The sequence below is a fragment of the Virgibacillus kimchii genome (assembly GCF_055379185.1).
This window is the reverse complement of sequence record NZ_AP043951.1, coordinates 2,303,352-2,318,589: the sequence shown is the minus strand read 5'-3', so window position 1 is coordinate 2,318,589 and position 15,238 is coordinate 2,303,352. Positions and strand designations below refer to the sequence as shown.

The 15,238-nt window shown below is 43.1% G+C and carries 13 protein-coding genes; 8 read left to right on the top strand and 5 right to left on the bottom strand.

The genetic code is table 11. The features are described from left to right. Positions 1-88: 88 nt before the first annotated feature. The 5 genes from ACZ42C_RS11270 to ACZ42C_RS11250 all read left to right on the top strand — a co-directional run bounded on the left by ACZ42C_RS11270 (position 89) and on the right by ACZ42C_RS11250 (position 5,472). Positions 89-1,120, top strand: a complete 1,032-nt coding sequence (locus ACZ42C_RS11270) for a zinc-binding dehydrogenase (RefSeq protein ID WP_461183133.1) — start codon at positions 89-91, stop codon at positions 1,118-1,120. A gap of 133 nt (positions 1,121-1,253) precedes the next feature. After that, a complete protein-coding gene (gene deoC / locus ACZ42C_RS11265; protein WP_461183132.1) occupies positions 1,254-1,925 on the top strand; it encodes a deoxyribose-phosphate aldolase in 672 nt (223 codons plus the stop codon). Positions 1,926-2,983: 1,058 nt separating this feature from the next. Next, positions 2,984-3,160, top strand: a complete 177-nt coding sequence (locus ACZ42C_RS11260) for a hypothetical protein (RefSeq protein ID WP_461183131.1) — start codon at positions 2,984-2,986, stop codon at positions 3,158-3,160. Positions 3,161-3,205: 45 nt separating this feature from the next. Then, positions 3,206-4,249, top strand: a complete 1,044-nt coding sequence (locus ACZ42C_RS11255) for a galactitol-1-phosphate 5-dehydrogenase (RefSeq protein WP_461183130.1) — start codon at positions 3,206-3,208, stop codon at positions 4,247-4,249. A gap of 242 nt (positions 4,250-4,491) precedes the next feature. Next, on the top strand, positions 4,492-5,472 hold the full coding sequence (locus ACZ42C_RS11250; protein WP_461183129.1) for a hypothetical protein: 981 nt from the start codon (positions 4,492-4,494) through the stop codon (positions 5,470-5,472). 80 nt (positions 5,473-5,552) lie between these two features. Here the strand turns inward: ACZ42C_RS11250 and ACZ42C_RS11245 are convergent, their stop codons facing one another. The 4 genes from ACZ42C_RS11245 to ACZ42C_RS11230 form a co-directional block, all read right to left on the bottom strand. Then, positions 5,553-5,924 carry a hypothetical protein gene (locus ACZ42C_RS11245; protein ID WP_461183128.1) on the bottom strand — a complete coding sequence of 124 codons (372 nt, stop codon included), beginning with the start codon at positions 5,922-5,924 and terminating at the stop codon, positions 5,553-5,555. A 164-nt stretch (positions 5,925-6,088) separates the two neighbouring features. After that, positions 6,089-6,583, bottom strand: coding sequence for an RpnC/YadD family protein (locus ACZ42C_RS11240; RefSeq protein WP_461183127.1), 495 nt, complete (start codon positions 6,581-6,583; stop codon positions 6,089-6,091). A 250-nt stretch (positions 6,584-6,833) separates the two neighbouring features. Further along, the gene (locus tag ACZ42C_RS11235) at positions 6,834-7,235 is read right to left on the bottom strand and encodes a secondary thiamine-phosphate synthase enzyme YjbQ (protein ID WP_461183126.1); all 402 of its coding nucleotides are present in this window, start codon (positions 7,233-7,235) and stop codon (positions 6,834-6,836) included. Between the two features lie 506 nt (positions 7,236-7,741). Next, positions 7,742-9,358, bottom strand: coding sequence for a hypothetical protein (locus ACZ42C_RS11230; protein ID WP_461183125.1), 1,617 nt, complete (start codon positions 9,356-9,358; stop codon positions 7,742-7,744). 182 nt (positions 9,359-9,540) lie between these two features. Between ACZ42C_RS11230 and ACZ42C_RS11225 the strand changes: the two genes are divergently transcribed. After that, on the top strand, positions 9,541-10,773 hold the full coding sequence (locus ACZ42C_RS11225; protein ID WP_461183124.1) for a nuclease-related domain-containing protein: 1,233 nt from the start codon (positions 9,541-9,543) through the stop codon (positions 10,771-10,773). Positions 10,774-11,066: 293 nt separating this feature from the next. Here the strand turns inward: ACZ42C_RS11225 and ACZ42C_RS11220 are convergent, their stop codons facing one another. Then, positions 11,067-12,386 carry a C40 family peptidase gene (locus tag ACZ42C_RS11220; protein WP_461183123.1) on the bottom strand — a complete coding sequence of 440 codons (1,320 nt, stop codon included), beginning with the start codon at positions 12,384-12,386 and terminating at the stop codon, positions 11,067-11,069. A 466-nt stretch (positions 12,387-12,852) separates the two neighbouring features. Between ACZ42C_RS11220 and ACZ42C_RS11215 the strand changes: the two genes are divergently transcribed. Beyond that, a complete protein-coding gene (locus ACZ42C_RS11215) occupies positions 12,853-13,341 on the top strand; it encodes a PTS sugar transporter subunit IIA (RefSeq protein WP_461183122.1) in 489 nt (162 codons plus the stop codon). A gap of 319 nt (positions 13,342-13,660) precedes the next feature. Beyond that, complete coding sequence (nagE, locus tag ACZ42C_RS11210; protein WP_461183121.1) at positions 13,661-15,115, top strand: N-acetylglucosamine-specific PTS transporter subunit IIBC; 1,455 nt, start codon at positions 13,661-13,663, stop codon at positions 15,113-15,115. Positions 15,116-15,238 lie beyond the last annotated feature (123 nt).

The following is a 15,238-nucleotide window of genomic DNA, read 5'->3' as shown; positions in this document are numbered from 1 at the left end:
ACTTAGCGATGGGCGGAATGCCGTCATTGAGGACGGTTGCCTCTCCCTTCTTCACATTTCTCTACGACATCCAGGGAGGGAACTTAGCATGAAATCACTCGTAAAAACAGACCATGGTTTCGGCAATCTGGAACTGCAGGACAAACCTGTTCCGGAAGCCGGCAAAGACCAGGTAAAGATCGAAGTAAAATATGCAGGCGTATGCGGCTCGGACATACACACCTATGAAGGACATTACAAAGTAGGGGTGCCTGTCACCTTAGGGCATGAATTTTCCGGCGTAGTCGTTGATGTCGGTGAAGGCGTAACTGAATTTAAACCGGGTGATCGTGTCACATCGGAAACAACTTTTTATATTTGCGGTGAATGTGAATATTGCCAGACGAAGGATTATAATTTATGTCCGTACCGTAAAGGGCTTGGAACCCAGCAGGACGGCGGGTTTGCCAAGTATTTGGTTGCCAGAAAAGACAGTGTGCACCATTTGCCGGAGAATGTGGACTTTCAATCAGCTTCCATGACAGAGCCACTTGCTTGTACACATCATGCAGCTGAAAAAGTGGATATTCATGATGGCGATCTTGCTATTGTGATCGGCCCGGGACCCATTGGCTTATTTATGGCCCAGGTTGCCAAAAGCCGCGGAGCAAAGGTGATGATTACCGGGTTGACGAACGATAAAATTCGTCTGGACAAAGCACTGGAACTTGGCATCGACCATGCAGTGGATACACAACAGGAAAATATAAAAGAGATCGTTAATGAGCTGACGGATGGCTATGGTGCAGATATCGTGTTTGAATGCTCCGGAGCAGTGCCGGCAGCAAGGCAGGGTCTCAGCCTGCTGCGGAAAAAAGGCCAATACTGCCAGGTCGGGCTATTTCCCGAGCCGGAAGTGAATTTTGATCTGGAGAAAATAATCCAGCGAGAAATCCGCGTCGTCGGAAGCAGAAGCCAAAAACCCGCCGATTGGGAACCATCCCTAGCGCTCATGAATAATGGAAAAGTAGACGCAAAATCACTCGTCACCCACGAATTCGACATCACCGAGTGGGACAAAGCATACGACGCCATCAAAAGCGGCCAAGCCATCAAAGTCCTCCTCACCCCAGTCGACTGAGCGGGGGTCGACTGAGCGGGGGTCAGACCCCCGCCGCGCTAAAGTGGTAACGCGTTAAAGTGGTAATGTAGTGGGGGTCAGACCCACACTGCTCTAAAGCGTTAAAGCGGACTTATATAAGGAGTGGATCAGTTTGGATAAGCAGAACCTTATTGACTTGATAGATTATACGCTGTTAAATCCGACGGCGACAAAAGAGGATATTACGAAGTTTTGCGAAGAGACGATTGAGCACGGTTTTAAAACTGTTTTTGTCAATCCTTATTACGTTTCCCACGCACATTCGCTCTTGTCCCCGCACGGCATCAAAGTCGGCGTTCCAATCGGTTTTTCCCTTGGTGGGGCCACAACTCATGTAAAAGTGGAGGAAACGAAGGAAGCAATCAAAAATGGTGCCGAAGAGATAGATATACTGATCAACCTGGGTGCGATGAAATCCGGCGAATACGATGTGGTAAATAATGATATTGCTGAGGTAGTGAAAGCCGCCAATGGCTTGACGACCAAAGTTATTATAGAAACCGCACTGCTGACGGATGAAGAAAAGGTAAAGGCAACCGAACTGATTATCGAAGCAGGTGCTGATTTTGTAAAGACAGCCACAGGGTTTAACGGTGGCGGTGCAACAGTTGAAGATGTAAAACTGTTGAAGTCAGTGGCCGGGGAAAAAATTGGCGTGAAAGCAGCCGGCGGTGTAAAAACCTATGATGACGCTGTAAAAATTGTCGAAGCCGGCGCAAGCAGAATTGGTGCGAGCGGTGCAGTTGCGATAGTAACAGGCGGAACTTCTACGGCTTCTTATTAATTATTAGTTGGAGATGGTAGTTAGTTATAACTCTCGAAGGCACACGGTGTTCTTATAGCTTGGAGTGTTTCCGCCGGAGGTAAGAGAAAAACATTCTCAATGCCCTGACGAGTGGGGGAGACACCGCTCAAGGTAACAGAGAAGCGATGTCAGTGCCCGCAAGAGTGGATATTCCGTGGAAAGGGTAACAGAGAAGCGATGTCAGTGCCCGCAAGAGCGGAATATCAGTGCAAAAGGTAACAGAGAAGCTGTGTCAGCGCCCGCAATAGTGGATATTCCGTGTAAAAGGTAACAGAGAAGCGATGTCAGTGCCCGTAAGAGTGGATATTCCGTGTGAAAGGTAACAGAGAAGCGATGTCAGTGCCCGTAAGAGTGGATATTCCGTGTGAAAGGTAACAGAGAAGCGATGTCAGTGCCCGCAAGAGCGGAATATCAGTGCAAAAGGTAACAGAGAAGCTGTGTCAGCGCCCGCAATAGTGGATATTCCGTGTAAAAGGTAACAGAGAAGCGGTGTCAGTGCCCGTAAGAGCGGAATATCAGTGCAAAAGGTAACAGAGAAGCGGTGTCAGTGCCCGTAAGAGCGGAATATCAGTGCAAAAGGTAACAGAGAAGCTGTGTCAGTGCCCGCAATAGTGGATATTCCGTGTGAAAGGTAACAGAGAAGCGGTGTCAGTGCCCGCAAGAGCGGAATATCAGTGCAAAAGGTAACAGAGAAGCGATGTCAGCGCCCGTAAGAGCGGAATATCAGTGCAAAAGGTAACAGAGAAGCTGTGTCAGTGCCCGCAAGAGCGGAATATCAGTGCAAAAGGTAACAGAGAAGCGGTGTCAGTGCCCGTAAGAGCGGAATATCAGTGCAAAAGGTAACCGAGAAGCGATGTCAGTGCCCGCAATAGTGGATTTTCAGCACAAAAGGTAACAGAGAAATTTTCTAAACACCCAAACTAACAAGGCAACACCACCATGTAACTCTGTGCACCCCTATGCCTAACCCGACTGAAGAAAAAGTTACGCAAACAATAAGTGTGAATCAAATATTCCTGTGAAATGAGGGAACCCAAATGATGGATACGTTTTTAGACTTTATGCTGGGACCAATGCGTGCGATATCTGATTTTTATTTTGAATATCAGGTGATTTTTAATACCATTATCGTCGGTCTTGTGGTGTTCAAACTCTTTTTTGGCAAAAAAAAAGTAAATCATCAGGAGGGCGATCCTAATCCGGTTCAAAAGTGAATCACTGGATCTGCCCCTGTGCTGCAACAGGAAGGATGTAATAAAATGAAGTCTTTGAAATTATATGGAAAACAGGATATTCGTTTTGAGGATGCAGAAAAACCGGTAGTGGAAAAGCCGGATGATGTGATTATAAAAGTGAAATCTGTGGGCATTTGCGGATCGGATATTTCCCGCTATAACAAGCTCGGGGCCTATGTGGAAGGAACGATTTTCGGACATGAATTTGCAGGCGAAGTTGTTGAGGTTGGCGAGGGAGTAACCACGGTTAAACCAGGTGACCGCATTGCCGGCTGCCCAGCATTTTACTGCGGAAAATGTGCAAGCTGCCAAAAAGGCGAAGTGGCACGCTGTGAAAACCTCCATGTCATGGGGGCCTACCACCCGGGAGCTTATGCGGAATATGCAAAGCTTCCGGAAGAAAATGTCGTACCAATCCCTGACAATGTTGACTTTGATACTGCTTCCATGGTGGAGCCATCCGCAGTGGTTGTCCATGGACTTTACCGCACCAGCATGCATCCCGGTGATGATGTTGCGGTGATGGGATGCGGAAACATCGGTCTCTTAGCGGTGCAATGGGCAAAAGTATTTGGCGCCAGAAGGGTGTTTGCCATTGATATAGATGACAGCAAGCTGGAAATTGCGAAAGAACTGGGTGCTGACGTACTGATCAATTCCAAAGAAAAACCCGCTCACGAGCAAATTCAGGAACATACGAATGGCCACGGTGTCGATCTTGCTATTGAATCAGCCGGATCCGCCATTACTTCCGCTCAGGTTTTTGCCCTGCCGAAAAAAGGCGGAGAAGTTGTATTTATGGGAATCCCTTATGCGGATATTCACATCGAACGGTTTTATTTTGAAAAAATTGTCCGCAACGAGCTGCGTGTACTCGGATCCTGGAATGCCATTTCATCGCCATTCCCCGGAAAAGAATGGACTGCTTCCGTGCATTATATGAGCACAGGTCAAATTAAAGTGGATCCAATCGTGACCCACTGCCTTTCACTCGAAGAAGGACCAGAAACGTTTGATAAAATTATTAACAGAAAAGAAAACTTTGGAAAAGTGTTGTTCCATCCGTAAAACAAAGGAACACTTCTTCAAGGTTTCGCGACACTCGAGGCACAATGAGCAGTTTCATTCACTCATTATGCCTTTTTTCCATTTTATCCAATTACCAAGATGAAAATTGTGGGCGGTTTATCCTTTGCAGTTAAAGAATTTTAATGGAAGAATCGTCCCAAAATTTCATATGATTTAACCTACGTTTAACCTTCGCTTGTTATCATCAGTTGGAATGTGAATTTAACAAGGGAGGTTACGTGATGGATATGTCTGTTTTGCAGCTGTTTCGGAAAACATTGCCTTTTTTTATCTCGCGCATTGTCATTTATGGCATTTTTACCTTGGCTGCATTTGTATTTCTTGGGATTATGGTAGGAATTGGATTCTTGCTTATAAGGATGTTCGGGGAAGCTTCAGGTGCTTTTATCATTCTTATGCTAATTTCTTTTGGAGTGGTGTACGGTGGCTTGAAGTTTTTGGAGCGGTACGTGCTGTATATGGTGAAGGTCGGCCATATTTCAGTTATTGTGGAATTACTGACCAGTGGCAAAGTGCCTGACGGAAAAGGGCAGATCACCTATGGAAAAGAGAAAGTGACGGAAAACTTTGGAACGGCCCACGTGGCATTCGTGCTGGATAAAATGGTGTATGCCGCTGTGAGGCAAATTCAGCGCTGGATCATACGCATTGGAAATTTTTTTAGCTTTATTCCCGGTTCAAAAAATATAATCGGAATCATAAATGCCATTATGTCTGTTGGGTTGAATTACATTGATGAGGCAATTGTAAGTTATATTTTTGTAAGGAAAAAACAAAATCCGGAAGAAAATGTATGGAAATCCGCCACAGATGGTGTTGTTCTTTACGGGCAAAGCTGGAAGGGTTTGTTGAAGACTGCGGCGGGAGCAGTTTTATTTATTTATATATTTAATATCGCCATCTTTCTTGGCTTTGCCATGACACTCATGTTTGTTTCCAGCCTGCTTTCCGCAAATGAACCGGGACTCGGATTTATGCTTGGCGCGCTCGCCCTGGTTGGCGCGTACGTGTTAACAACCGTACTGAAACGGGCGTTGCTGGACCCACTCGTCACGATTGCGATGATTCGTTCCTATCAAAAGAGTATCCAAAACCTGGAGCCGGCCATCGATATGCAACAAAAACTATTGGATGTTTCACCACGATTCAAAAAACTATTTAACAAAAGTAAAGAAGAAGAGGCAAAAACAGACGCCGTGTAAACAGAAGGACGGTTCTCCTATTGCGTGCGGTTTTCTGACAATCGTTAAACGCAAAGCAGGAGAGCCGTCGCTATGGGGGTTCAGTGGTCCTCTGATTCTCTAATAGCTTGAATTTTATCAGGTTCCCAACTTATTAATTTTGCTATTTTTTCATTGGAAAAGTTTTCTTTGATTAAATTTTTTGCAAGGACTATTTTCGCTTCTTCCATACCTTCCCTTCTACCTTCTTCTCTGCCTTTTTCTTTTCCTTGCTTAATTCCCTTCTCAATTCTTTCCTTCGCCAATCTTTCTATCATTCCATCTAAAGTAGGGGAATACATATCCCTATTGGTGGCATCCATTTGAATAAAGCCCTCCTTTCCTGCATGGTCAATCATTTCACCCATTAATTTTTCTTGGAGATCATCAGGGATTTTTAGCAATACATCAATAAAGTAAAATAATGCTTCCACGTATTTACGTGACTGCTTATCCTGACGGGAAGACCGTTTAAGTACCTGCTTCATTAGTTTTTGTTTAAATTTGTAGCGTTGCACTTCATCTTTCTTCGATTTATTTGCGCATTTTGCAGCAATTACTGCAGCCGCAAATGGATTGTCGGATTTCTGGAGCTCTTTTATCGTGTGATCACGAAATTTATATACATCATATTCATAAGTAAGGTTAGTTTTTTCGAAAGAATAGTGATAATAATCCGGGTAGGACGAGTTGGTTTCACTCTTATTAAGGCAATGGCATAGATTTCATGATCGAATTTGTCAAATATCCGATAAAAGTAACGAAACATACGTTTTGAGAAATCCTTGGTTACCTCGTCTTGAACCTCAACGTGAATTAAATCCCATTTTTCTGTGCCATTCTTTAAAGAAACTTTTACAATCTGATCTGAGTAATTTGTTCCTTCCAGGTTTTTAATAATTATTTTATGCAGCTCTTGTTTTAAGAATTCAGGCTCCTCAGCAAATGAGATCTGTGTATATAACTCAGGTGCGAAAAACTGCACAAACTCTTTAAATAACTTTTCAATTATATTTTTCCAAGCAGCATCATAGTTGGGTGGAGAAATTGATTTATAATCTGAAGGCTCCTCCAACACTAGTTCTACACTCATTATTATAACACACCCTTTATCAATTATATATCGATATTAACAGTATACACGAACAAACATTCTCAGTAAATGAATATTAAAACTATTTATTATCTCGCTTCATTTTAATTAGGTAAAGTTGTTCGGGTATCTTATAGGTGCGTGGATCATAGAGGCTTGAAAGTGGAAAGATAGACAGAAGGACGATTCTCCTGTTTCGGTTTTGTGGAAATTACAAAACGCGCAGTAGGAGAACCGTCATCATGGGAGATCAGCCCTTCATTATTTTCCCATGAAATTTTCTGTTTCGTGGCCCGTCAAATTCACAAAAATATACGCCTTGCCAGGTGCCAAGGACAAGCTCTCCACCGGAAATGACCAGTGTTTGTGCATGTCCCACCGTGCTCGTTTTCAAATGGGCAGCGGTGTTTCCCTCGGCATGTCTGTCTTTCGGATGATCCCACGGATATACTTCCTCCAAACGCATAAGCATGTCTGTTTTCACGTCCGGATCTGCATTTTCGTTTACCGTAATCCCAGCTGTGGTGTGAAGGGAGGAGACGACGAGAATGCCATGCTCCACCCCTGTTTCCTGAACCCATGTTTCGAGCTGAGCGGTTATATCAAGCACTTCCGCATGTTCGTTGGTGCGCAGGTGAAATGTTTTTTCCAAAATAGACATCCTTTCTTTTAAGAAAATACTATGTGTTATTTTGCCTGCATTTTAAAAAAGTAGATATTTATTATTTTATAACAGATAGGGTTTGGATTTTCAAAATCTCAGGATTCGCTCGACAGCAGGCGCAAATCGCTCGGGAACTTAAGTTTTCGCTCGACGGTAGTTGAAGATCGCTCGAAGACTCGAAATTTCGCTCGACGGTAGTTGAAGATCGCTCGAAGACTTAAAATTTCGCTCGACGGCAAGCGCAAATCGCTCGAAGACTTAAAATTTCGCTCGACGGCAAGCGCAAATCGCTCGAAGACTCGAAATTTCGCTCGACCTCAACCACAAATCGCTCGAAGACTCAACTTTTCACTCCAACCCAACTACTTTCACCCCAAAGAGAACTTCAGCCCATTCGCTGGAGTTTTCCTGTTAATCTATCAATCCTATTAATTAAACCGCTTAAACGCTTCCCTCACTTTTCACTGCAGCGCAAGAAGAAACGTCCCCGAGTTTCAATCAAAAACAATATACTTTTTTAATAATGCTACATTATTTAATACAGCTTTACATAACTGGTTCGTATACTTCTCCTCTGCCTTTACGAATAAAATGCTGAGTACAGCGTTTATCAAATCCGTATCGTTTATATTTTCTCTATAATAATCCCATGCTTCCTTCCGTATAACAAAGTAACGATTCGACTGGATGAGCCACCTCATCTTATCGTAATCTGAACAAGCATGAAAATCATCAAATCTTTCCTTATTTCTTTCCATCATTTCTTTCCTGAAATCCTTTAATTGTTTTAAACGCTTTTCAATATTGGGATGCAGACTATCCCCTTCTTTCCAGAGAACCAAATAATCCAAATCGCTTATCGTGTAATTTGCTGCAGGTTCCAAAGACTTCCCTTTTCCAATACGATCAGCCATCAATTTTAATAATAAATCATTTATTTCTTCTTCACTTTCCTCGTTTTGTGCTAATTCACTTCTTTTTTCTTCCAACAACGGTGCCATCTCAACTAAATCTCCAAGCTTATGCTGTAAAATAGCTGCCACGTCTTCATAGGTCATATTCACTTTCATACTTTCCTGAAAACCGGCCATTTGCATCAATACTTTTTCAAACTGGGAGTCCACAGTTTCCGGCTCTTCACTTTCCGGTTCATTAAAGCGCAGCGGTGTTTCATCATGTTCAGGTTCGCCTTCGAAATGCCACTCGAGAGAAAAAACAGTTTTCGCAAATTCCCGTGCATCAACCTGGCAGCCATCCTCATCAAGCACACAAATTTCACAGGCCTGTTCCAAGTTGAAACCAAGATGGAGAAATTCAGAAAGGTCGACTTGAAATCCTAACGTTTGTATGCCGGATTGCTTGAGCCTGTCTATAAAATATGCTTTAATGACTTCCGGAGTAAATTGTTCCCTGATGGTTTTGCCGAGCTGCTCATCTGTTGCGTGCATGGTTAGATGCATAAAAGACTTTAGGGCATCAAACTCCCGGTCAACAAGCCTTCTTATTCGTCTCAACAATATGTCATTATCAGCCCGTTCGGTTAAATGGATTGGTTTTTCAAGGATGGTATTTGCCCATTCCATCGCTTTTCTCATCTGACCTATGGAGATGTCACCTGTGACTAACACTTGCTTTGGAAACCTGCTTTCCAGCAAACAGGCAATCGCAAGAATATAGTTGTGAAATGGAAATCCCTGTGTTTTCGCGTCAAAAATGGTAACATTTCCTACAGGTATTTGGCGTTCTTCCTGTCCATAAAACACAGTCCAATTAATCTCCTTCGCTAAAATATCATCGCTGCCTTCAGGTGTACGGGTTTTCTTCCGGTAGCTTTCAATATTCCTGAAAAGACTAAATGATTCCGCACCCAGCATCGTTTCGTAATCTCCATATAAATGCCATCCCGGCTGGTGATCATTATAATCAAATTCCATCTCTGTCTCGTCCGTACGCAGTGCATACCTCCACATTTCTCCGTAAGTCTCCAAGTCCACCTCATCATCCATAAACGGATACGCCAGAACCAATTGAAGTGATTCTTCATAAACACGTTCCCACTCCTCCTTGTCAATTTTATTTGGCAGTATATCCATGTAAATGTAAATACCCATATTTCTCCTCCTGTTTATGTATTATAAAATTCCCGGCTGGAAATGGTGTTACGGGAAGTCCATGGCTGCAGTTTTTGTATTACAGAGATGGTCATTAATACTCATTTTTCGACTATTATACCAAGTTTTACTACTTAAAATAAAGAAAAAACATAATAATTTTAATTTTGGTTTAAAAGAATGTGGAAAAACACAAAACAAGAAGAAATAATAAAGTGGCAAAAAATATGTCAATAACTGCGAGAGAAGAAGTAAAATTTCCATCATTTATAGTGAAGGAAACATCATCCGTTGAAATCTTCATAAATAAAGTGGATTCTAAATATCTCAACGATGTAGAGGTTTTAATTTTCAAAATCCTCCTAAGAAAAATTGCATTTCTAATCGTTTTATCTCCTTTGAAAAACAATTTCCCTCTTTTGCGCCCGATGATACTTCTGATATATAGTAAAAATAAAAAGGAGATTGCCATGATATTACGATATCGACAAAAACCTATACCCTTGAAAAAGTATGAACGTCTTCTCCCACGACTTCGGCCTGATTTTCCCGGCAAAAGCAAAATACAAGCTGCAAAAGAGAATAGTATGAAGGGATATATAGGCGAACGCAATACCGACTACCACACCAGTCTCCTTGCCAGCCGTTTTTCCATTCTTCAGGATGCAGGCCTGAAGATTCAAGGAAAAACAACACAAATGGATACCCTGATTGTTACACCACATGCAATTTTTCTCATCGAAAGTAAAAATTTTGAAGGTGTCATTATATTTGATACTATCCTCAAGCAATTAATCCGCGACGATGGTCAAAAGGAGAAAGGCTATCGCTATCCGATTACGCAGGTGGAACTGCAAAAATTAAAACTTCAGTTATGGCTGCAGCAGCATCATCTTGCGCACATTCCCATCTATCCCCTCGTTGCTATTAGTGATCCTGCGACGGTGATAAAAGTAATTGGCGATCACGAAGCAATAGCAAAAACGGTATTTCACGCAGAATATATTCCAAAACAAATCTTGGACATGGAAGCACGATTAGAAGGAGAAAAAATAAATCACCATAAGATTGCAAGCATGATTTTGCGTGATTGTGTGGAATATGACAAGGATATTATGGCCGAGCATCAGGTGAAGGCTGGTGATTTATTGCCTGGTGTTCATTGTGCGGAATGTAAATTGCTTGGTTTGAAGCGGGTTCACGGCGGATGGTTGTGTGGTAAATGTCAGCATAAATCTCACAACGCACATAAGCAGGCACTTGAAGACTACTTTCTTTTGATTAAACCTTCTATCTCTAACCAGGAATGTATGAATTGGTTAAAATTAAACTCCCGCCATGCGGCAAAAAGAATCATGCAAGCGGCCAATTTAAAGTATAATACTTCTAATAAAACCTGGCATAAGGCTTTTTAACTCCGCTAGTGCTCGGTCCCGAGTTGGTTGCGCTCGAAGAATCAAAATATCGCTCGATCCCGGGCTAGTTCCGCTCGACAAATCAAAATATCGCTCGACCCCCGGCTGCTTTCGCTCGACAAATCAAAATACCGCTCGACCCCCGGCTGCTTTCGCTCGAAGAATCAGAATATAGCTCGAACCCGGGCTGCTTTCGCTCGAAGAATCAAAATACCGCTCCACCCCGAACAAATCTCGTTCCACCTCACACAAAAAACTCCAGCCCGCCGGCTGGAGTTTTCCCTACAAATCTATCAATAAAACCGTTTAAACCCTTCAAAATGACTCTTCCAATAAGAGTTATCCAAACTTGTTACCGTCACCCCGGTGGATGAACCGGCATGGATGAATTGGTTATTGCCAACATAAATTCCCATGTGCGAGATTCCTGCCCGATATGTACCGGAGAAGAATACGAGATCTCCCACTTGTGGTTTGTTCACATAGAAAGACCGGTTGTAGTAGCCGTCTGTGGAAAGGCGGCTAATATCTTTTCCTGCCTGATTATATGCATAATAAATAAATCCGCTGCAGTCGAATCCGCTTGGGGATGAACCGCCCCAAGTATACCTGGTTCCGGTCATACTGTTTGCTGTGCTGACCAGCTTGTCCACATCATAATCTACATTCGCCGATCCGCTGCCCGAGCCCGAGCTGCCGCCTGAGCTACCTGAACCGCTGGAGCTGCTGCTGTTAATGTTCAGTTTTTGACCAACGATGATAAGATCGGAATTTAAATTGTTCCAACTTCTCAGGTTGGAAACGGAAACGCCGTGGTTGGCAGCAATTCTTGATAAACTGTCGCCGGCTTTTACGGTGTATACCGTTGCGCTGCCGGTTTGTCCGGAGCCGCCGGATGAACCTGAGCTGCCGGATGATCCGGAACTACCTGAACTGCCCGAACTTCCTGAATCCGACCCGCTGGAGCTTCCGTTGATTTTCAGCTTTTGATTGACTCTAATCAAGTCGGAGCTTAAATTGTTCCAGCTTTTCAAGTTGGAGACGGAAACGCCATGTCTTGCTGCAATATGGGACAAAGTATCCCCGGATTTTACCGTGTATGTTGTCGAACTTCCGCCTGATGAGTTTGAACTCCCGGAAGAAGAGCTTCCACTGGATCCGGACGAACTTGACCCGCTGGAGCTGCCGCTGCTTACAGTCAATCTATCCCCCGGATGGATCAGGCTTGAACTTAAATTATTCCAATTCATTAGATTCGATACGGACACATTATGTCTGGAAGCGATGCCGCTGAGCGTGTCCCCGCTTTTTACTGTGTATGTAGATTGTGAATTTGATGATGAAGATGAGCTGGAATTAGAGTTGGATGAATTGCTTGAACTACTTGAACTGCTGCTTGTTCTAAGAACCTGACTTGGAAAAATGATGTCTCCGGATAAATTGTTCAAAGATCTCAGGTTGGAGACGGATGTGTTATGTTTTTGTGCGATGGTCCACAGGGAATCTCCGCTTTTGACAGTGTAGGAAGCTGCTTCCGCTTCTTCTGCTGAAAAAATAGCCGATGCAATCACGGCACTTGCTGTTACGGAAAATAATATTTTCTTGTTAGCCAATGCGTAACCTCCTCATATATATATAAGATTTCCGGCATTTTGACAGATTTTTCCTTCCCTCGCCAACTAAGCAAATGCAGCTGGGTGAGGAATGCCATTCTGCTGTCGAATCGTCAAAAATACCGAATGAAATTGTTGGAAAGTAATTCTATTATATCTGTATTGGCAAAAAAATGATAGATTACCAGGACTTTTGTAATGTGTTTGTAATATAAATTGAACAAAGGTATTTCATTTTTATGTAAATCGAACACGATGCTACAAAGTGGGAAGTAACAGAATAAGTTTTCCAAAGCCACTTGCAATACCATATCATTAGCATTGGAGCTCGAAAAACATGGAACTTTTCCGGAAGGGTGAGGGGAATAACATAATTAGTATCTAGGTTGGTTTAAATGGACAAATTTTAAAGTTACAATAAAGGTAAGTTGTTTTTGAGAAAATCTATAGAAAGGATGGGTAAAAAATGCTGAAAAATCTCTTCAAAAAATCAAAGGAAGAAGAAATACTGTATGCCCCAATAAGCGGGGAAGTCGTGAAGCTGGAAGATGTGCCGGATCCTGTATTTAGTGAAAAGATGATGGGGGAAGGAGTCGCTATTAATCCGAACAAGGGAGAAGTCGTTAGTCCGGTAAAAGGAAAAGTTGTACAGGTGCCGGATACAAAACACGCGATTGGGCTGGAAACGGAAAAAGGGACGGAAGTATTAATTCATGTCGGGCTGGAAACCGTCGCTCTCAAAGGAGAAGGGTTTACGGCTAACGTCAATACGGGTGATGAGATTACGGTAGGTCAATCCCTGCTTACTTTCGACCTGGAATATATCCAGGAGCATGCGGAAAGCACAATCTCCCCTATGATCATTACCAACAGCAAGGATTTGGACAGGGACATCACCTTCGAGGAAATAAAAGAAGCAAAAGCAGGAGAGACTACGCTGCTCATAATAAAATAAGCAGGAAGGACTGCCGGCTTCAGACCCTTATCCACTCTATTATTAATATAATTAATCAAAATTTATTCAATACTTCTTTACGTTTTTATGTCGATTTTTGCTATTAATTGAATAATTTTACATCAAGTTTTACAATAAAAAGTAGTAAGCGTTTACAATTTTACCGTTAGTCACTCCCTCATTCAACACTCCACGAAGGAAACATCCCTGAACACTGAATGCACAATAAGATATGGAATAGATGGAAGGTGATACCTGTAGTTCTCATCTATGATTGTTGCTAAAAATCTGGAAAACTAGGAAAATGGAGGTTTTATGGATGATGAAATACTTGCAGAACCTGGGTAAATCGTTAATGCTCCCGGTATCTGTCCTGCCTGCTGCTGCCATTTTGATGGGTATTGGTTATGCTTTTGACCATGAAGGGTGGGGAGAAGGAAATCCAATTTCTGCTTTTCTTATCAGTGCTGGTGGAGCCATCTTGGATTTTATCCCCATTCTATTTGCTGTCGGGGTCGCGATTGGAATGACAAAAGCCAAGGATGGACCGGCTGCATTAAGCGGTTTGGTTGGTTATTTGGTTATCACACATGTGCTGTCCACGGATAATGTAGCGAACCTGCTGCAAATTGATCCGGACGGTGTCAACATGGCTTTCGGGGAGATTCAGAACGTATTCGTCGGTATTATTTCCGGTTTAATTGCCGCCGCCTTATATAACCGATTCAGTCATGTGAAATTACCGGACGCACTCGCATTCTTCAGTGGAAAGAGACTCGTGCCGATTTTAACAGCGGGTACTATGCTGGTTGTTTCTCTCATTATGTTAATTGTGTGGCCCATTGTATATTCCGCTTTAGTTTCATTTGGGGAGGCCATCAGCAGCATGGAATCCATTGGGGCCGGACTATACGGTTTCTTTAACCGTCTATTAATCCCAACAGGGCTTCATCACGCGTTGAATAACGTATTCTGGTTTGATGTGGCCGGCATCAATGACATCGGAAACTTCTGGTCCGGGGACGGGGAACTTGGTGTGACAGGCAGATATCAGGCCGGGTTTTTCCCGATTATGATGTTTGGTCTTCCTGCCGCAGCACTTGCTATGTACCATACGGCTAAAACGAAAAGGAAGAAACATGCTGCTTCATTGCTTATGGCAGCATCACTGGCAGCATTCCTAACAGGTGTAACAGAGCCGCTTGAATTCTCTTTCATGTTCTTGGCACCGGTTCTTTACGTTGTACATGCTGCATTAACAGGGCTATCATTATTTATTGCATCCTTGTTCGGATGGACAGCCGGATTCAGTTTCAGTGCAGGATTTATTGACTTTTTCCTAAGCTCACAGCTGCCACTGGCCAATCAGCCACTCATGCTGATAGTCCAGGGGTTAGGATTTGCGGTGCTCTACTATGTTATTTTCCGCTTCCTGATTGTAAAAATGGATCTGAAAACACCGGGTCGTGAAGATGAGGACGAAGAAGCGGTAGAAGCAGAAGAAACAGAAGCATCTGCCACCGAGGACAAATATGCAATTATGGCAGAAAAAATCTATGCCGCCATGGGAGGAGATGACAACGTAGTAGCTGTAGACAACTGCGCCACCCGCCTGCGGGTAGAAGTGAAAGATACGGCTGATGTTGACGAAAATCAGATTAAAGAAACCGGCGTGCCAGGGGTCCGCATGTCAGGGAAGCATAATCTCCAGGTTATTGTAGGCACCCAGGTGCAAGCCGTAGCAGATGAAATTCATAAAAAAAGAGAGAAATAGGGAAGCGGGGGCAGGTTAGCTGTCCCCGTAATTTTCTTAATGCGTTAAAGTGGACGTGAAAACAGATAAGAAAAGTGACGAGTGAAATCAAGCGGGCATGGAGCGAAATGTGAAAGGATCGAG